This window comes from Gillisia xinjiangensis, from assembly GCF_046298265.1.
GTDB classification, from domain to species: Bacteria; Bacteroidota; Bacteroidia; order Flavobacteriales; family Flavobacteriaceae; genus Gillisia; species Gillisia xinjiangensis.
In genome coordinates, this window is the sequence record NZ_JBKAHK010000010.1 from 100,470 (window position 1) to 119,329 (window position 18,860).

Sequence of the window (18,860 nt, forward strand, 5' to 3'; positions counted from 1 at the left end):
TTATTTTAATTTTCATCCAGAAGTTCCAAAATCAAATTCTCTACCTCCTTGCTATCCCATCGATCTTCTATATTTTTCAATTTCATTACCTCATCCATAATTCTGCGCTGATGATCGCCTATAGCAAGTGCTTCGGCATAAGGCTTATCTGAAAATGTAACTCTGGAATAGAGCGGGATCCATTGCTCGGGATGTTTTTCAGAAAAATGCTTTTCAATTTTTTTCCGAAGAAGAAATTTTGCATCCGCAGTTTTACTGCTCATTTCAATAAAATTCCTGTAACTCAATTCTGCAATAGCATCCGTATTAGGCTTTCTGGCGTTTTGATATTCCGAAAATATCTGTTCCCAATCATCTCCATACGCTTCCATGAAATCATCCAAAACAGAAATATCCTCAAAGCCGGCATTCATCCCCTGTCCATAAAAAGGGACTATTGCATGGGCAGCATCTCCCACGAGCGCAACTTTATCCCAATAAGTCCAGGGAAAACATTTCATAGTTACCATCGCACTGGTAGGATTTTTAAAAAAATCCCTGGTTAAATTTGAAATATCATTTCGTATATCTGGGAAATAAATGGCGAAAAAAGCTTCAGCATCTTTTTCGGTTTTTATACTTTCAAAAGAAACTTCACCTTCAAAAGGGAGGAATAAGGTACAGGTAAAGCTTCCATCCAGGTTAGGCATGGCAATCAACATAAATTCTCCACGAGGCCAGATGTGAAAAGAGGCATTATCGAGTTTATGAGAACCATCGGCATTAGCCGGAATAGTGAGCTCCTTATAACCAACATCTATAAAGAATTGAGAGTAATTGAAACGGCTTTGTCGCTGCATTTTATGCCGCACCCTTGAAAATGCCCCATCTGCACCAAAAACTATATCAAACTGATATTCTTTCCATTCTCCTTTCTCACTTTCCCCCGTATAAATTGTGGCTTCCTGAAGATTGATATCCCACACTTTTTCCTCAAATTTAAAAACCACTCCGGCTTCCTCTGCGAGATCTATCATTTTTCTATTTAGCACTCCCCGGGAAATAGAATATATTGCCTCTCCTTCTTTTCCGTATTTCTGAAAATAAACGGGCTTTTCATTCACATGCATTGCTCTCTTATCCAGTGGCAAAGCAATTTTTCTTATTTCTTCCTCAATCCCAACCTTTCTTAAGGCGCTCCAGCCCCGGTTGGACATTGCCAGGTTTATAGATCTTCCGGAGAATTCAATAGTTCTAACATCCTTTCGTCTGTCAAAAACCGTTACCCTATGACCTCTTTTTATCAGGTAAATAGCCAATAAGGAACCTACTAATCCGGAGCCTATAATTGCTATATTTTTAGTTTGTTGCATATAGTTGAGTTATTTACCGGATGGAGTAAGGGTTTTATTGATATACTTAAGCTTCAAAAATACCGATTATTTTAGTGATTGGTTAAAATTTTCAGAGTTTATTAGCCGTAAACTTTAGAAACCAAACATCTTATTTTGGTGAATAATTACTCTTATTATAAATTGATTACTTCTTAAAATAAGTTAAAAATATGCGTATTTATAATATGTTTAACAAGCATTACTCCCACAACCTGTAACTTTATTTTGAATATAAAATCAACCTAAAAATGAATTTGGATCAACCCCTTCTGCAATCTTACCAATTGGGAGAAATAACCCTGAAGAACAGAGTAATTATGGCTCCTATGACCCGTAACCGGGCAGATAATAGCGAAAATGCCCCCACCGATCTCCATGTAGAATATTACCGGCAGCGCAGTGGTTCCGGATTAATTATAACAGAAGGCTCCCAGGTGTCTAAAAGGGCGGTCGGATACATCAACACTCCCGGGATTTATACCTCAACTCAAACAGAAGCTTGGGGGAAAGTTACAAAAGCAGTTCATGAAGAAGGTGGAAAAATTTTTATACAGCTGTGGCATTGCGGGCGGATTTCTCATTCAAAATTTCACAATGGCGATAAACCTCTTGCTCCCAGCACCGTAAATGCTAATGAAAAGGTGTTTACCGAAGATGGTTTTGAAGATTCCGAAGAACCAAAAGACATGAGCCTGGCAGAGATCAAAGAAACAGTTCTTGAATTTAAAACAGCAGCTCAAAATGCGAAAAAGGCTGGATTTGATGGAATTGAAATTCATTCCTCAAATGGCTATTTAATCCACCAGTTTTTTAACAGCAACTCAAATAAACGTAATGACGATTACGGAGGAAGTATTCCTAATAAAGCACGTTTCTTTTTTGAAATTATAGAAGCGGTTTCCGAGGTTTGGCAAGAAAATAAAATTGGGGTTAGGTTAAACCCTTCGCTTCATAACGCCTTCGGAATTATCGCTACTGAAGACAGCATTCCAACATTCGATTATATAATAGAAAAACTCAATGCATACGATTTGGCTTATGTGCACCTTTCAGAACCTTTTACAGATGTGAGTGCAATTCCCTTCCTGGAACCTGAAATCGCAAAACACTATCGGCCTATATATAAAGGAACCTTAATGATAAATGGAGGATTCGATCAGGAAAAAGGAAATAAGATCATTGAAAATGGAAATGCCGATTTGGTTTCCTTTGCCAAATTATTTATTTCCAACCCGGATCTTCCCGAGCGTTTCGAAAAAAATGCACCCTTGGCCGAATGGAATGAAGACACCTTTTACACTCCCGGAAAAAAAGGATATACCGATTATCCACGTTATAAAGGCTGAAATGCCAAAAGCTCTTAAAATAGATTTAAAAAGAACTAAATATTGGTTAACAGAACTTTAGATTAGTGAGTATAATTTTAATTTAACCTTAAATAAAACGATTAAATTATGGATGAGGCAAAAATGGAACAAATGAGGTCAATGTTGAATAAACTGGAAGACATAAAAAACAGTCAGGAAAGTATTATTGATAAGATTAACCATGTGATTACAGATCTTTTTCAAAACCCGGATAAAGAACTGGAAAAAGCAATGGAAGTAGCACATCAAAATTCATCAGATAACGTAGATGCAATTCGGGAAATAATTGAAGAATATGAAATAAGAATCAATCAGGAAGAAATCAGGGAATGATTTTAAAGATTGATTAACAGGATATTCTTTTAAGTATTGCTAAATTTAGGTCAGTTAATATTAACTGACCTATTTTCATGAAACACTACACAACCTCCGATATTAAAAATTTAGACAAGCTCTTCCGGCTTAATCTAATCAATAGTTGTACTGGATATAAATCTGCAAATTTATTGGCAACCAAATCCAAAAGCGGACAAACCAATGTGGCTGTTTTTAACTCGGTACACCATATAGGGAGCAATCCGGCGATGTTAGGTTTTATATTAAGACCTACTACGGCGCCCAGAAACACCTTTGAAAACATAAAAAAAACCGGGTTTTTTACTGTAAATCATATTCATAAAGATATGATTGAACAGGCACATCAAACCGCGGCAAAATATGAAAATAATATTTCTGAATTCAACCAAACAGGTTTGGAGGAAGAATATCTGGACGGTTTTTTTGCACCCTACGTTAAACAATCTTCCGTAAAAATGGGTTGCCGCTATTTAAATGAATATCATATCACTGAAAACGACACCATTTTGGTTGTTGCAGCGATAGAGCACCTATATTTTGAAGAGGGAATACAAACTCCAGATGGATGGCTGCGATTGGATGATGCCGATACTGTTGCCATAAATGGTTTAGATGGCTATGCACTACCAGGTCTCCTGGATCGGTTCCATTACGCAAGGCCAGGCCAGGAAATCAAATCTTTTTTCAAAAAAGAATAATTTACGAATGAAACAGGTTAGAAAACAGGATCTTCCTACGAAAATATGTGAATCCTGTGGTCTTATATTTTCCTGGCGTAAAAAATGGGAAAAAAACTGGGCCAATGTAAAATATTGCAGTAAAAAATGCAGCAGTCAGAAAAATGGAAAAAAGCATAGTTTGGTTTAGAAATGATCTAAGAATTGAAGACAATAAAAGTTTAAGCGAGGCTTGTAAAAGCAGTGATTTGGTTATTGGAGTTTATTACCTGGATCCTGAAGCATTTGAAATCGGGAAATTTGGATTTAAAAAAACCGAAAAATTCCGTGCCAGATTCCTTTTGGAAAGTTTGCAGGAACTCCGGGATAATCTAAAAAAATTAAATATCAGTCTTCTGGTGATCCGGCATAAGCCAGCAAAATTTGCTGAGTTGGTGGAGCGTTTCGAGATCACATCAGTTCATCTTCAAAAAGAATGGACGCCGGAGGAAACCAATACCCTCAAGGAGGTAAGATCAATTTTGCCGGAGCATGTGAATGTTAAAGAACACTATAATCAGTTTCTATACCATCCGGAAGATATTCCATTTACTACCTTGCAAAACATCCCTCAGGTTTTTACCGAATTCAGGAAAAAATGTGAAAAATACACCGGGGTTAGACCGGTGGTTCCAATTCCTGAAAAATTTCCGGAAGAAAATTTACTTTCAGAGGATCTAAACCTACCAAGTTTAAATGAACTGGGATTTGAGCATTTTGAAACCGATACAAGATCTGCTTTTCCATTTAAGGGTGGAGAAGATCAGGCGAAAAGTAGGATGAACCACTATTTTTGGGAGACCAAAAAGCTTGCAGTGTATAAAAAAACACGTAACGGACTTTTGGGAAAGGATTACAGTTCAAAATTTTCACCTTGGTTAGCAAATGGATCCATTTCTCCAACACTAATTTACCGGGAGCTTAAGAAATTTGAAGAGGAAGTAACAAAAAACGAAGATACCTATTGGTTGGTTTTTGAACTTCTATGGAGGGATTTTTTCAAATATATCTCCCTAAAACACGGAAATGAGATCTTTAAAGTTGGTGGAATTCTTAAAAAAGAATATTCCTGGGGAAAGGATGGGCACATCAAAGATAGCTGGATACAGGGAAAAACCACAGAGAATTTCGTGAATGCAAACATGAAGGAACTCGCTCAAACAGGATTCATGAGCAACCGGGGACGACAAAATGTATGCAGCTTTTGGTCTAAAGAATTACAACAGGACTGGCGTATTGGTGCTGCTTATTTTGAAAGTATGTTAATAGATTACGACGTACATAGCAATTGGGGAAACTGGATGTATAACAGCGGCGTGGGCAATGACCCACGGGACAGAAAATTCAATATAAAATCCCAGGCAGAGCGCTATGATCCTGCGGGGAAGTATCAACAAACCTGGCTTCAGGAAAGACTCTTTTAAACTATGCGTAAACTTCGACTTATTTTAGGCGATCAGCTTAACCATTCACACAGTTGGTTTGACAACACCAATGAAGATGTCACGTATGTCCTTATGGAAATGCGACAGGAGACAGATTATGTTGTTCATCACATACAAAAAGTGGTTGCCTTTTTCAGTGCGATGCGAAATTTTGCAAAGAATCTCAAAGATCGTGGCCACCAGGTAACTTATTACTATATATCGGACAAGGATAACCATCAAAGTTTAGAGGAAAATATTTCACAATTGATTTCAGAAAATGATATTGAAAAGTTTGAATATCAACTTCCGGATGAATACCGCCTTGATGAACAACTGAAAGCCTTCTGTAAAGATTTAAAAATCGATTCTGAAGCATTTGAAACAGAACACTTTTTAACTAAAAGAACCGACCTTACAACATTCTTCAAGGGGAAAAAGCAATTGACCATGGAATATTTTTACCGCGACATGCGGAAAAAGTACGATGTGATGATGATAAATAATGATCCCGAAGGTGGAAAATGGAATTTTGACAAAAGCAACCGACAAAAATGGAAGGGTTCTCCGGAAATTCCCGATGCGTACTATTTTAACCAGGATGTTTCAGAAATAAAAAAGGAAATTGAAAAAGCAAATATCAAAACTATAGGATTCATAGATCCTGAAAAATTCAACTGGCCAACCACCAGGAAAGAATCTCTTGCTATTCTTGATTATTTCTGTAAAAACCTGCTGATACATTTTGGAGATTACCAGGATGCCATGAATACAGAACAGGTTTTTCTCTTTCATTCAAGATTATCCTTTGCTTTGAATTCCAAGATGCTTCATCCCATGGAGGTTATTGAAAAAACCATTGAATATTGGAGGGAACATAAAGACGAAATAGATATTTCCCAAATTGAAGGTTTCATTAGGCAAATTTTGGGATGGCGTGAATATATGCGGGGAATTTACTGGAAAGAAATGCCGGGTTACAAGCAAAAAAATGAACTCGAAAACCACAATAAACTTCCGGAGTTTTATTGGACAGGAAAGACCAAAATGAATTGTTTAAAACACGCAATAAACCAAAGTCTGGAACACGCCTATGCCCACCATATACAACGGCTAATGATTACAGGAAATTTTGCGCTTCTTACCCAAACTCATCCGGACGAGGTTGATTCCTGGTATTTGGGGATTTATATAGATGCTATCGAATGGGTTGAAATAACAAATACCAGAGGAATGAGTCAATATGCCGATGGCGGAATTGTAGCCACAAAACCTTACATCTCAAGTGGAAGTTATATCAATAAAATGAGTAATTATTGTGCAGATTGTCATTACAAGGTTTCAAAAAAGGTTGAAGAGGACTCCTGTCCTTTTAATAGCCTTTACTGGAATTTTCTTGATGTAAAGAGGGAATTTTTTAAGGACAACCATAGAATGTCCATGATGATGAGTATGCTGGAAAAAAAATCGGCCGCTGAAATGAACGCAATAATAGAAAGAGCCAGCTATATTATTAAAAATTTAGATAATTTTTAAAATTAGAGTTAAACGCACGTTAAAAATGTTTAGGATAGATGGTTATTTATATAAATTTGAGAAGAATTACTAACCGGGTTATATGATTTTGAAAATGACAGGATGTGATTTACCTGATTTAATATCTATCGATTTTAAAAATCTAAACCATTAATAGCAACTTCAAGTTGCGCTAAACAACCAACAATTATGAGAGATTTAATTTGGCTTATTGTAGTTTTATTGATTATCGGATGGCTGATAGGATATTTTGCATTTCCCGATTTAGGAGCCATTATTCACATTTTAATTGTGATTGCGGTAATATTGATTTTGTACAAACTACTTACCGGAAGAAGATTGTAATAGGAGTAAATACCATTAAATAAGTAAGCCCCTTGATTTATCAGGGGGCTTCGCTTTTTATATCGTTTCTATAACTTACCTTAGTGTTGAATTTTTAGGATCAAAAATGTATGTGGGATTTAAAAGGACAAACTGCTGTTGTCACTGGAGGAACTAAAGGAATTGGCAAGGCAACCGTTCTGGAATTTCTGGAATTGGGAGCAAGAGTTTTATTTACAGCCAGGAATAAACAAGACGTTGTAAATTTTGAAAAAGAACTTCAGGATAAAGGATTTGAAGCTATTGGGATCGTTTCGGATGTTTCAGTTCAAGAAGACAGAGAAAAAACAGTACACTGGGTTCAGAATAACTGGCAAGCTCTGGATATACTTGTGAACAATGCAGGGGTTAACATACGCAAAAAAGCTTTGGACTACTCAGAAGAAGAATTTCAAAAAGTTTTAAATATCAATTTGATAGCGCCCTTTGAATTAAGCAGGGCATTGCATCCTTTTCTGAAAAAATCGAAAGTTGGTACGGTAATCAATGTTGCATCTGTTGCTGCACTGCAGGATGTAGGGACGGGAACTCCGTATGCCATGGCAAAATCGGGCTTGCTTCAACAAACCAGAAGTCTGGCTGTAGAATGGGCACAGGAAGGAATTCGTGTGAATGCTGTTTCCCCATGGTTTACAGAAACTCCGCTTACCGAAGGATTTCTAAAACAAGACGAAAGAATGAATGGTATTTTAGGAAGAACTCCTTTAAAAAGAATTGCGAAAGCAGAAGAAATGGCCTCGATTATAGCTTTTCTTGCCATGGAAAAATCCTCTTATATAACCGGTCAAAATATTATTGCCGACGGTGGAATGAGTATAAATGCCATATAAGTATAAATACCTTACTACTTTTAGCCTATTTTTGTAAAAAATTTAAACATGAAGAAAATCTTAACTCTTTTAGCACTACTAATCTTTATTGTTTCATGTAAAAATGATCCTGAAAAAGCCGAAACCACTCAAAATGAATCTGCTTTTGAAGAACCAATTACAAAAGAGATCGCTTACGCAAACGGATTTAAAAATTTTAAAGACGTGAATCAAATCAATTTCACTTTTAATGTAAAAGTGAATGATACCTTGCGTTCTGAACGCTCCTGGAAATGGTTTCCAAAAAAGAACAAAGTAGAACTTACAGAAAAAGGAGAAACATCCGGTTACAGCACAGTTGGGGATCTAAATGAAGAAGAAACTAAAATCGATCAAAAATTCATCAATGATAAGTATTGGTTATTGTTTCCGTATGAATTGATATGGAGCGAATATGAATTCGCGCATAACCGAAATTCGGTTGCACCATTAAGTCAAAAGAAAATGCACCAAATAACAGTTAAATATTCAGATACCAGCGGGTATACTCCCGGGGACACCTATTTGATATACTTTGATGAAAATGACAAAATGATTCGTGAATGGACGTATCAGTCTGCAGGGGGAAGAAGTCTTTCCACTACCTGGGAAGATTATGAAACCTTCAACGGGATAACTATTGCCAAAATGCACAAATCTGAAGATGGAAGTTTCCAGTTATTTTTTACAGATATCATGGTAAAGTAAATCCTTCAAATTCAGGAAGACTATCGAGTATTAAAATGTAAATACCGCTGGAAATTCCAGCGGTATTTACATTTTTTATATAAACATCATTGTTATCCGGTAAACATTTATGTGAAAGCTGAAATTACACATCCATTTGGCATTTCAATTAAATTTTTAATAAACAAACCTTACTATTCTCAGTTTTTCAATTATATTGAGAATTAAAATGCCCTGAAAAAACAGAAATCATATCTAAATGTTTATCAGTTAATGAAAATTTCTCAATACTCACATCTCACGATCTTGACTCTTTACCAGACATTACTGTTTTTAAATCTTCAGGATCCCTCTTTTTAAAATCTGACCAAATTCATACATATCCTCATAAGAACAATAAAATGGTGCCGGAGCCAGTCGTATCACATTTGGTTCCCTCCAATCGGTTATCACCCCATTTTTCATTAAAAAATTAAACAATTCCTTTCCTTCCCCGTGCAGAAAAACCGAAAGTTGGGTTCCACGCTCGTTTTGGTTCGATGGAGTAATGATCTCAAAATCACTTTCCACCTCTTCATCAATTTGATGTAAAATAAATTCCAGGTAAGCCACAATTTTATCCCGTTTCTCAATAAGCGCAGGCATTCCCACCTTATCAAATATATCGAGCGATGCTAGGTAAGGCGCAAGTGCCAAAATAGGTGCATTGCTTATTTGCCAGGCATGTGCGCCCGGTTCTGGTAGGAATTCTGGTTCCATTAGAAAACGGCGATCTTTAGAATGACCCCACCAGCCTTCAAAACGGGGAATTTCTTTAAGCCCGTGGTAGCGCTCGTGTATGAAACATCCCGAGGCATTTCCGGGGCCGGAATTCATGTATTTATAACTGCACCAGGCAGCAAAATCCACATCCCATTCGTGTAATTTAAGTTCAATATTTCCGGCAGCATGGGCGAGATCCCAGCCTACCTTTGCTCCTGCTTTATGCCCGGCCTTGGTAATTGTTTCCATATCCAACACCTGTCCAGAGTAATAATTAACACCTCCAAAAAGAACCAAAGCACACTCATCTCCTATTTCTTCAATTTTCTTGAGAATATCTTCTGTTCTGAAGTGATTTTCACCAGGTCTCTTTTTCACTTCAACAACGGCATCTTCCGGGTTAAACCCATGGAATTTCACCTGAGAAGCGATCATATACTGATCACTTGGGAAGGCCTTTTCCTCACAAATGATCTTAAAGCGCTTTTTATCAGGCCTGTAAAAAGACACCATCAATAAATGAAGATTCACGGTAAGCGTATTCATTACGGTAATCTCTGAGGGTTTTGCTCCAACCACTTTAGCAAGTTTTTCAGAAAACCGCTCATGATAATCCCACCAGGGTTTTTCCGCATAAAAATGGCCTTCCACCGCGAGCTTTGCCCAATCATCCATTACCTCATCTACATATTTTTTAGCCGATTTAGGTTGTAAACCGAGGGAATTTCCGGTGAAATAAATCACCTTCTTATTATTTATTTCAGGAAATATAAATTCATCTTTATACTTTGCTAAAGGATCTTCTTTGTCCAATGTGCGTGCAAATTCCCTTGTATTTCTGAATTCCATATAAGCGGTTTTTTTTGTAAAAATACTATTTATTCCTGCCTGCGGATTGTATTTCCGGCTGATTCTTTATTGGTATTTGCTTCGAATTTCCATTATGCTCATTTGATATGCTTAAATTTGCTGAAATTAAGAATCTGATGCATTTTATTCCGACGAATATAGACGATTACGCAGTAAAACATACTCAAAAGGAACCGGAATTACTGGCTAAGCTCACACGGGAAACTTTTCAAAAGATCCTTCAGCCGCGGATGCTAAGCGGCCATTACCAGGGAAGGTTGTTAAGTATGATCTCTAAATTGGTGAACCCGAAAAATATTTTGGAAATTGGCACTTATACCGGGTATTCTGCTTTGTGTCTTTCTGAAGGTTTACAAAAAGAAGGGAGTTTACAAACCATTGATATTAATGAGGAACTGGCCGAAATCCAGAAAAAATATTTTGATCTTTCAGAATATAAAGAACAGATCCGTCAATATTTGGGAAACGCACTGGAAATTATTCCAAGGCTTGAATTGAAATTTGATCTGGTTTTTATAGATGCTGATAAACCAAATTATCCCGCCTATTTTGAATTAATCATAGAAAAAATGAATCCTGGAGGAATTATTATAACCGATAATGTCCTTTGGAGCGGAAAAGTGGTTGAAAAAGTAAAAGAAGATGATGCATCTACTATAGCGCTCCTGCGTTATAATAAAATGGTGGTGGAAGACAAGCGGTTAGAAACGGTTATGCTCCCTATTAGAGATGGCCTGAGCATAAGCAGGGTAAAGGATAATTAATGCAAAAGGGGAAAGAGAGGGATTCCCAAAAATAAATCCTGAAACTAGCTAATGAATTTAAGTTCCTGATCGCACTTTCTTATACAAAGTTCGCGTTACAACCTTCGTTTTACCGAGCCCGTGATTTCTTCGATATCCTCTTTTACCTTGCTTATCTCACTGCGTACATCTTTAGAAATGTCGGTATCTATACCTTGCTTCTCGGCACTTTTTTGAATTTCGCTTTTAATGTCATTTGAGGCGTTACGGAGTGTACGCATACCTTTTCCTAATCCCCGTGCGATATCAGGGATTTTATCGGCACCAAAAACCATCACCAATATAAACATGATAAAGGCTATTTCTGCACCACTTATAAATAAAGGAAGTGTTATCATAGAGACAAAGATAATGACAATTTCTTTTAAAAAAAGAAGCCGACTCGTTAAAGTCGGCTTAATTTAAAAAAAATATTTCCTGATTAATTTCCTTCTAAATTTTTAAACTGCTGGAATTTATCTTCTTTTACCTGTTGTGGCCAGCTGTTGTTTTCTAAGTCAATATCGGCGGTTTCCATATTGGGATCTACCACTACTTTAATGATCTCCTTATCTGTAGCAATTGCTTTACTCACCTGGTCGTCATTTTTACGCCAAATTTGTACAGGATAGGTTACATTTTGCGTAGTCCCATCTGCATAGGTATATTCCACTATTAGTGGCATTACAAGTCCTCCGGGTTTTGAAAATGTAACTTCATAGAAATACTTGGGGACCTTCATTCCTTCGCGTTCTGCGGTTGAAAAATTATCCATTAGATATTCGTTCAATTTTGGTGCGGTTTCCAGAAGATTTTTACCCTTCATATCCTCGATAAATTCTTCACTACCTTCCTCCACTACATAAACGGCTTCTACCGAAGATGGATCTGTTACTCCATATCGCTCTAAAAAGGCTGCGCCTTCTTTGGTAGCTTTATCGGTTACATAATATTTTTTAACATCTTTTACTCCTATATCCACGAAATCTGTACCGTAGAACCAACCTCTCCAAAACCAGTCAAGATCAACTCCGGAAGCATCTTCCATCGTCCTGAAAAAGTCCTCGGGGGTAGGATGTTTGAACATCCATCGTTGTGAATATGTTTTAAATGAATAATCGAACAGCTCATGTCCCATTACAGTTTCTCTCAAAATATTTAATGCAGTAGCCGGTTTTCCATAGGCATTATTTCCCAGCTGATACACATTTTCAGGATTGCTCATAATTGGCGAAATAAACTTTTGATCACCTTTCATATAAGGAACTATATTGGCGGGAATTCCCCTCCTTGAAGGATAAACCTCTTTAGGAGCAATTGCCGCAGGATATTCTTTTCCAAATTCCTGTTCAGCCAAATACTGTAAAAAGGTAGTTAAACCTTCGTCCATCCAACCCCATTGGCGCTCATCACTATTAACGATCATTGGGAAAAAGTTATGACCAATCTCGTGGATAATAACGCTTATCATTCCGTATTTCACTCTGTCACTGTAGGTTCCGTCTTCTTCAGGACGACCATAATTCCAGCAAATCATAGGATATTCCATCCCCTGATTTTTTGCGTGAACAGAGATTGCTTTATGATATGGATATTGGAAGGTGTGATTTGAAAAGGTTTTCAAAGTGCTTGCAACAGCTCTTGTTGAATATTCTTCCCATAAAGGATTTCCCTCTTTTGGATACATAGAAACAGCCATCACATCTTTTCCCATCACATTTACATTCATCATATCCACGATGAACTTTCTGGATGAAGAAAATGCAAAATCACGTACCATTTCAGCTTTTAATTTCCAGGTTTTCTTTTTATCTGAAAATCCTTTTTCTGCAGCTTCCGCTTCTTCCTGAGTAACGATTATTACAGGGTTTTCAGTTTCTTTTTTTGCCCGCTCATAGCGGTTCATCATCTCTTTTGAATAGACTTCCTTTCTGTTTACTATTTCTCCTGTTCCATCCAAAATATGATCTGCCGGCACGGTTATGTTCACTTCATAGTTTCCAAAAGGCAATGCGAATTCCCCATTTCCGAAGAATTGCATATTTTGCCATCCTTCTACATCATTATAAACCGCCATTCTTGGGAAGAATTGCGCGATTACATACACATCATTTCCGTCTTTTGGGAAATGCTCATAACCAGACCTGGCTCTATCGGTTACGTGATTATTGATAGTATAGTTCCATTTTATGGTAAAACTATAACTTTCCCCTGCTTTTAGAGGCTGAGGCAAATCTACACGCATCATTGTATAGTTAATGGTGTAGGGTAAATTTTTTCCGTCTTTGGAAACTTCTTCAATATTGAAACCACCATCAAATGGCTCCTTCATGAACTGATTTACAAATCCTCCGGGTTGAGCTACCGGAGCAATTCCGCTGCCATCTTTATCCAAAGCCGGAGAATTTTTTGACCTTATGTTTTGATCCAGCTGAACCCATAAGTATTCCAGATCATCCGGAGAGTTATTATGGTAGGTAATGGTTTCTACACCGGTTAATTTTTTGTTTTTATCGTCCAGTTCGATATCCATTTTATAATCGGCCTGGTTCTGATAATAGGCTTCTCCGGGAGCACCGGAACCTGTACGATATTGATTGGGCGTTGAAAATTCCTGGTACATCTGCCTGAATTTATTTTCATTAAAATGCCCCATTTCCTTAACTTCTTCTTTAGGCGCTTCGGTTTCCTGAGCAAAAATTCCTGTTGAAAAAATTAGTGAAATTGATAAAATCGCAATATTGATTTTTTTCATTCTGTTTTTTGTTATTTTAAGTTGCTAAAATTAAGAATTTATATGATTAAGCCAATTTATTCGTTGAAAATTAATTCATCTTCATCCCGTTCTCCCGTCAAAATCAAACTCTTGGTTTTCCCCCTTACTTCAACATGAACCAAATTTTTCTGTTCCGAAAAAAGATCGGTAAGAACGGCATTTTTGATTTTTACAGATTTTACTGAAGAAACATTTGGAACTTCCAGGTACAATAAGGTCATATCATCTTCATATTCCTTCCCCAAATAATTAACCTCGTACGACTTTCCATTTACCTGAACCCGAAATTTCTGACCAAGGTACTTATTAAGATTTGCCACTACGTCGCCTTCATCTCCGGAGGACAGCAATTTAATAGATAGATCGTAACGTTCCTGAAGAAGCGCTTCCAGATCGTCGGTAAAAACACGTGAGATTATCTGAAGACTTTGAATCTCCTCATTATATTCAATTTCTGTTACGCTTACATAAAATTTATGGGTTTTCTTAAAGGAAGATAAACTGAAAATTAATAAAAGGAATAAAATTCTGTATTTCATAGGTAGCTATATATAGTTTTCCATTGGCCATAATTCAAATGACTTTATCAGTATTCGCATTTTTTTGAAAAGCTCATTAGGAGTCCATTCTTTTTCTGTTCAAGAACTATTCCATTCCCCTATATTTCCTGAAGGCAGAGTTGGCTTTTACAAAAAAAATTACCTGGTTTGATAAATGCACTTTAATTCCTGCCGCGTATTTGTTGATATTTTTTGCTTTGTTCAAAAAGGAAATCCAGTAAACTCAATCTATTTTTTTCTTCCATCATTTGTGCTGTCAAACCATTTTCATCCACATAGAATAAAAAATCGTTGATGTGTTCCTCTTTAATCCCAAGACTGGATTTGAAAAAATCATCCTCAAATAATTTTCTCATTTGAGCAGCAATTGTAGTAGTTGGCCTTTTATAGATTGGGGGCTTTCCCTTTTTCTTAATATTTAATAGTTCCGATATGATATCTGCCATTCCCAATATATTAACTCCAGGCTGCAATACCTGGTTGCTCTCAAAAGCCATATTTTTTGGAGCCTCCAAAGGATCGTTCACATCCGATTCAAATACCATATGCTTAATGTCACCAAACCTTAAATCAAGAGGCAAATCTTTTACTACTTCAATATTATTAAGATCGGTATTTATATTTCCGGTAAGCTGAATATTGCTGATATTAACCTCGGCAAGTTGATTTATATCCTCTTTCAGTTTAATGCTCAGATTGCCTTCCTGATTAATTTCAGCAGAAATAATCACCTCTAATTTTTGGTATTGAATAGATGAAAAAAGCAAGGTGTCCCCGGTTTTAACCAGAAGTTGAAAATTTCCTGAAGCAGAATTTACCGTTCCTGTCTTTTGAGTTTTATTTATTACGTGAACGGAAGCGCTTTCCAATAATGGTGCTTTAATGGTCCCCTTTAAAAGGGTATTCTCCTGCTGAGAAAAAACAGGAAAAGCCAGCAACAAAATTAAAGTGCAAAGAATTTTTTTAATCATACTTAATTCTCTGCCTTAAAGCAGAATAAATTAATTTCCTGAACGTTGTTTTTTGTATTTTTTGCTTTGTTCCACAAGAAATTCAATGAGATCCAGCTCGTTTCCTTTTTGCAACATTTCTTCTTTTAAGCCACTATCATCTGCAAAATATATAAAATCATTGATATATTCCAGATCAATATTTAAATTTTCCTGAAAAAAAGCATCATTATACATTTGCCGTATTTCGGTATCTATATCGGCATTGGGACGTTCACTATATGGATCCCTTATTTCGTCCTTCTTGCTGGCAATCAATAATTCTTTAAAAATATTGACAAAATTAATTCCATTCACCAGCCTTGTCTGGCTCATGGCCAAAGCGGTATTTTTGGGAGAAGATTGATAGGAAGGACCTGTTTCAGAAGCAAAATAAGTATTTTGTACCTGAGAAGCCGTGAAATTTTCAGGTAGTTCAGCCACAGGTAAACGCGCAGCATCTACCGTAACATTTCCGGAAAGATCATACGGGGTTACCACCACTTCCGGCAACACATTGATGATCTCGTTCAAATAAATAGTTAAATCTCCCGATTGGATTACTCCTTCATCAATTAAAACAATAAACTCCTGAAATTGAGCAGTTGAAATTTTAAGGCTATCGTTGAGTTTAACCGCGATGGAAAATTCACCTTCAGGATTTGTAAACGTGAAAACTTCGGTATTCAAATTATAAACAATTATCCCTCCTGATTCATCCCCCCCGGGAACCTGAATAGTGCCCGTAACAGAAATACGTTCCTGGGCTTGAACTTGAGTTAAAAACCCTAGCATAATTGCAATTAAAATTAGAAACTTTTTCATTGTTACAAAACTACTAATGAGAATGAAATTCTTGCTTAAGCATATATAAAACCTTAAAGTAACCAAAAACATTTCTTATAATTTCAATAAGCTGCGTCTAAAATTTTGTTAAACCAACACATTACTTAAATTTACGAAAAAATTAAATGAAAAAAATTCTTTTAGCTAGCACTTCTACTTTATTTGGACAAGAATTTTTAGAATACCTCTTCCCGGAAATAATTGAATTATTTAAGAATTCCGGGGAAATTCTTTTCATACCCTATGCCCGTCCAGGTGGGATTTCTCATGAGGAATATACAGGAAAAATAAAAGATGCGTTTAAAAACATGCCTTTTAAAGTACGGGGGATTCATGAATATCAGGATCCTAAAAAAGCAATTCTGGAGGCAAAAGGGATTTTTACCGGAGGAGGAAACACATTTTTGCTTGTTGATAAACTCTACAGGACCGGAATTATGGAATTATTAAAAAATTGCATACAGGACGGGATCCCTTATTTAGGAACCAGCGCGGGTACAAATATTGGCGGACTCACGATGCAAACCACCAATGATATGCCAATAGTTTATCCTCCTGCTTTTAAAACGCTGGGAATAGTTTCCTTCAATATCAATCCTCATTACCTGGATCCGGATGATAACTCCACCCATAAAGGGGAAACCCGTGAAACCCGGATCAAAGAATTCCACTCGATAAATTCTCAGCCCGTTGTGGGTTTAAGGGAAGGAAGCTGGCTGGCAGTTTCAGGTGATAATATAACTTTAAAAGGAAGCCAGAGCGCAAGGATTTTCAGGGCAAATCAGGCTCCTGTTGAAATACCGACCGGAAGTTCCCTAAACGATTTAAATTAAAAAAATGGAATATCAAAAAATACTGGATCAAATTCAGGAAGAACTCAACTACAGGGATGTATTTGGAAAGGTGGCTTCCTATATTCCAGAACTGGCCAAAGTCGATCCCAAAAAATTCGGGATGTATCTTTATTCTACCGACGCACAAAATTCCTCCTTTGGTGATAGTTCTGAAAAATTTTCCATTCAAAGTATTTCCAAGGTTTTTACACTTACTATGGCGATGCAAATCCTGGGGGAGGATCTATGGGATCGGGTTGATGTAGAACCTTCGGGAGATCCCTTTAATTCACTTACCCAGCTTGAGCATGAAAAAGGGATTCCCAGAAACCCCTTCATAAATTCCGGTGCCCTTGTGATATGTGATATTTTGGTTTCTAATCTGAAAGATCCAAAAGCCGAATTGCTGGAATTCGTCCGAAAAATTACCGGTAATCCTGAAATTGATTATGATTATACAGTAGCTGCTTCTGAAAAATCCACCGGATACAGGAACTATGCCCTGGTGAATTATATGAAGGCTCTTGGAAATATAAAAAATGATGTTGAGCCTATTGTAGATTTCTATTTTCATCAATGCTCTTTAGCGATGTCGTGTGAAGAGCTTGCTAAAGCTTTTATGCTCTATGCAAACCGGGGGAAACTTTTGGAAACCGGGGAGCGGATAATTTCAAAAACCAAAAATAAACGTATCAATGCCCTGATGCAAACATGTGGATTTTACGATGAAGCCGGGGAATTTAGCTTTGAGGTAGGTTTGCCTGGAAAAAGTGGCGTTGGAGGCGGAATTGTTGCGATTCATCCTGGTCAGTATTCGGTAGCAGTTTGGAGCCCCCTTTTAAATCCAAAAGGAAACTCTGAACTTGGCATGGCCGCCCTGGAACGATTTACAACCCTAACAGGTTACTCTATTTTTTAAAAAGTATTGAGATGTGAGTATTGAGATATGAGAGGTAACACAGACCATTCTTGATTTTTTAATTCTAAGCTCGTACTAAATCATCTTTTCTCTTTCTTCTTTTTTCCATTTGTACTTATTTCCTGGTTCCTGCAGTTACGCCAAAAGCAGAACGATCTTGATCGCTTTTACCGGGCCTTACTGAAAAATAGTACACCTAAATAAGTTAAACAAAAAAAGTAATTCCTTAAATAAGGGTATATTTGGAATTAACACATAAAAACTAAAATTATGGCATTGTATATCGTATTAGGGATCATTTTGGTGCTCGTCATTTGGGGTGTATCTATTTATAACAGCCTGGTAAGTTTGAAGCATAACAGGGAAAACGCTTTTGCAGATATTGATGTGCAGTTAAAGCAACGTCATGACCTGGTACCACAACTTCTTGGAGCAGTTAAAGGCTATATGGAACACGAACGCGGAACACTTGAAGCGGTAACCAATGCAAGACAAAGAGCAATTTCGGCCACAGGGATCAATGAAAAAATCGCTGCAGAAAAGGATCTTGGAGCTGCATTGCAGGGATTGAATATTCAGGTGGAAGCATATCCCGATCTAAAAGCCAGCACTAATTTCATGCATCTTCAACAGGAAATTTCCGACATTGAAAATAAACTGGCAGCCGTAAGACGTTACTTCAACTCGGCTACCAAAGAGTTGAATATTGCCATTCAAAAATTCCCGAATTCTATCTTCGCAGGGATGTTTGGCTTCACAACCCAACCTATGTTTGATCTTGGTGAGGCGGGAAGAGCACAAATGGATGTTGCTCCAGAGATAAAATTTTAG

20 protein-coding genes are annotated in these 18,860 nt (G+C 37.0%); 13 read left to right on the top strand and 7 right to left on the bottom strand.

Features of this window, described 5'->3' with window-relative positions:
- Nucleotides 1-5 precede the first annotated feature (5 nt).
- Nucleotides 6-1,352, bottom strand: a complete 1,347-nt coding sequence (locus tag ACKGJN_RS15310; protein ID WP_409540427.1) for an FAD-dependent oxidoreductase — start codon at nt 1,350-1,352, stop codon at nt 6-8.
- Between the two features lie 269 nt (nt 1,353-1,621).
- Between ACKGJN_RS15310 and ACKGJN_RS15315 the strand changes: the two genes are divergently transcribed.
- The 9 genes from ACKGJN_RS15315 (at nt 1,622) to ACKGJN_RS15355 (ending at nt 8,713) form a co-directional block, all read left to right on the top strand.
- Nucleotides 1,622-2,719, top strand: coding sequence for an alkene reductase (locus tag ACKGJN_RS15315; protein ID WP_409540428.1), 1,098 nt, complete (start codon nt 1,622-1,624; stop codon nt 2,717-2,719).
- 108 nt (nt 2,720-2,827) lie between these two features.
- The gene (locus tag ACKGJN_RS15320; RefSeq protein WP_409540429.1) at nt 2,828-3,073 is read left to right on the top strand and encodes a hypothetical protein; all 246 of its coding nucleotides are present in this window, start codon (nt 2,828-2,830) and stop codon (nt 3,071-3,073) included.
- Between the two features lie 77 nt (nt 3,074-3,150).
- Nucleotides 3,151-3,795, top strand: coding sequence for a flavin reductase family protein (locus ACKGJN_RS15325; protein WP_409540430.1), 645 nt, complete (start codon nt 3,151-3,153; stop codon nt 3,793-3,795).
- A gap of 7 nt (nt 3,796-3,802) precedes the next feature.
- Nucleotides 3,803-3,964, top strand: a complete 162-nt coding sequence (locus ACKGJN_RS15330) for a DUF2256 domain-containing protein (protein ID WP_409540431.1) — start codon at nt 3,803-3,805, stop codon at nt 3,962-3,964.
- Entirely contained in the window at nt 3,939-5,237 is a 1,299-nt protein-coding gene (locus ACKGJN_RS15335; protein WP_409540432.1) for a DASH family cryptochrome, read from the top strand. Before ACKGJN_RS15330 ends, ACKGJN_RS15335 begins: the two co-directional genes overlap by 26 nt.
- A 3-nt stretch (nt 5,238-5,240) precedes the next feature.
- Entirely contained in the window at nt 5,241-6,773 is a 1,533-nt protein-coding gene (locus tag ACKGJN_RS15340) for a cryptochrome/photolyase family protein (protein WP_409540433.1), read from the top strand.
- Between the two features lie 189 nt (nt 6,774-6,962).
- Nucleotides 6,963-7,118, top strand: a complete 156-nt coding sequence (locus ACKGJN_RS15345) for a lmo0937 family membrane protein (protein ID WP_409540434.1) — start codon at nt 6,963-6,965, stop codon at nt 7,116-7,118.
- Nucleotides 7,119-7,228: 110 nt separating this feature from the next.
- On the top strand, nt 7,229-7,987 hold the full coding sequence (locus ACKGJN_RS15350) for an SDR family oxidoreductase (RefSeq protein ID WP_409540435.1): 759 nt from the start codon (nt 7,229-7,231) through the stop codon (nt 7,985-7,987).
- Nucleotides 7,988-8,035: 48 nt separating this feature from the next.
- Nucleotides 8,036-8,713 carry a hypothetical protein gene (locus ACKGJN_RS15355; RefSeq protein ID WP_409540436.1) on the top strand — a complete coding sequence of 226 codons (678 nt, stop codon included), beginning with the start codon at nt 8,036-8,038 and terminating at the stop codon, nt 8,711-8,713.
- A gap of 312 nt (nt 8,714-9,025) precedes the next feature.
- Here ACKGJN_RS15355 and kynU read toward each other — a convergent pair whose 3' ends face one another.
- Nucleotides 9,026-10,303, bottom strand: coding sequence for a kynureninase (kynU, locus tag ACKGJN_RS15360; RefSeq protein ID WP_409540437.1), 1,278 nt, complete (start codon nt 10,301-10,303; stop codon nt 9,026-9,028).
- Between the two features lie 137 nt (nt 10,304-10,440).
- Here kynU and ACKGJN_RS15365 point away from each other — a divergent pair, with 137 nt between their 5' ends.
- Nucleotides 10,441-11,088: an O-methyltransferase gene (locus ACKGJN_RS15365; protein WP_409540438.1), complete on the top strand. Its 648-nt coding sequence runs from the start codon at nt 10,441-10,443 to the stop codon at nt 11,086-11,088.
- A gap of 95 nt (nt 11,089-11,183) precedes the next feature.
- Here ACKGJN_RS15365 and ACKGJN_RS15370 read toward each other — a convergent pair whose 3' ends face one another.
- The 5 genes from ACKGJN_RS15370 to ACKGJN_RS15390 form a co-directional block, all read right to left on the bottom strand.
- Nucleotides 11,184-11,465, bottom strand: coding sequence for a Sec-independent protein translocase subunit TatA/TatB (locus tag ACKGJN_RS15370; RefSeq protein ID WP_409540439.1), 282 nt, complete (start codon nt 11,463-11,465; stop codon nt 11,184-11,186).
- 83 nt (nt 11,466-11,548) lie between these two features.
- A complete protein-coding gene (locus ACKGJN_RS15375; RefSeq protein ID WP_409540440.1) occupies nt 11,549-13,861 on the bottom strand; it encodes a M1 family metallopeptidase in 2,313 nt (770 codons plus the stop codon).
- A 56-nt stretch (nt 13,862-13,917) separates the two neighbouring features.
- Nucleotides 13,918-14,421 carry a DUF6702 family protein gene (locus ACKGJN_RS15380; protein WP_409540441.1) on the bottom strand — a complete coding sequence of 168 codons (504 nt, stop codon included), beginning with the start codon at nt 14,419-14,421 and terminating at the stop codon, nt 13,918-13,920.
- Between the two features lie 182 nt (nt 14,422-14,603).
- Nucleotides 14,604-15,413 (bottom strand): carboxypeptidase-like regulatory domain-containing protein, encoded by an 810-nt coding sequence (locus tag ACKGJN_RS15385; RefSeq protein ID WP_409540442.1) that lies wholly within the window; start codon nt 15,411-15,413, stop codon nt 14,604-14,606.
- A gap of 30 nt (nt 15,414-15,443) precedes the next feature.
- The gene (locus tag ACKGJN_RS15390) at nt 15,444-16,226 is read right to left on the bottom strand and encodes a hypothetical protein (RefSeq protein ID WP_409540443.1); all 783 of its coding nucleotides are present in this window, start codon (nt 16,224-16,226) and stop codon (nt 15,444-15,446) included.
- A 176-nt stretch (nt 16,227-16,402) separates the two neighbouring features.
- Between ACKGJN_RS15390 and pepE the strand changes: the two genes are divergently transcribed.
- The 3 genes from pepE (at nt 16,403) to ACKGJN_RS15405 (ending at nt 18,860) form a co-directional block, all read left to right on the top strand.
- Nucleotides 16,403-17,110, top strand: a complete 708-nt coding sequence (pepE, locus tag ACKGJN_RS15395) for a dipeptidase PepE (RefSeq protein WP_409540444.1) — start codon at nt 16,403-16,405, stop codon at nt 17,108-17,110.
- A gap of 4 nt (nt 17,111-17,114) precedes the next feature.
- Nucleotides 17,115-18,029: a glutaminase gene (locus ACKGJN_RS15400; RefSeq protein WP_409540445.1), complete on the top strand. Its 915-nt coding sequence runs from the start codon at nt 17,115-17,117 to the stop codon at nt 18,027-18,029.
- Nucleotides 18,030-18,299: 270 nt separating this feature from the next.
- Nucleotides 18,300-18,860 (top strand): LemA family protein, encoded by a 561-nt coding sequence (locus tag ACKGJN_RS15405; protein WP_409540446.1) that lies wholly within the window; start codon nt 18,300-18,302, stop codon nt 18,858-18,860.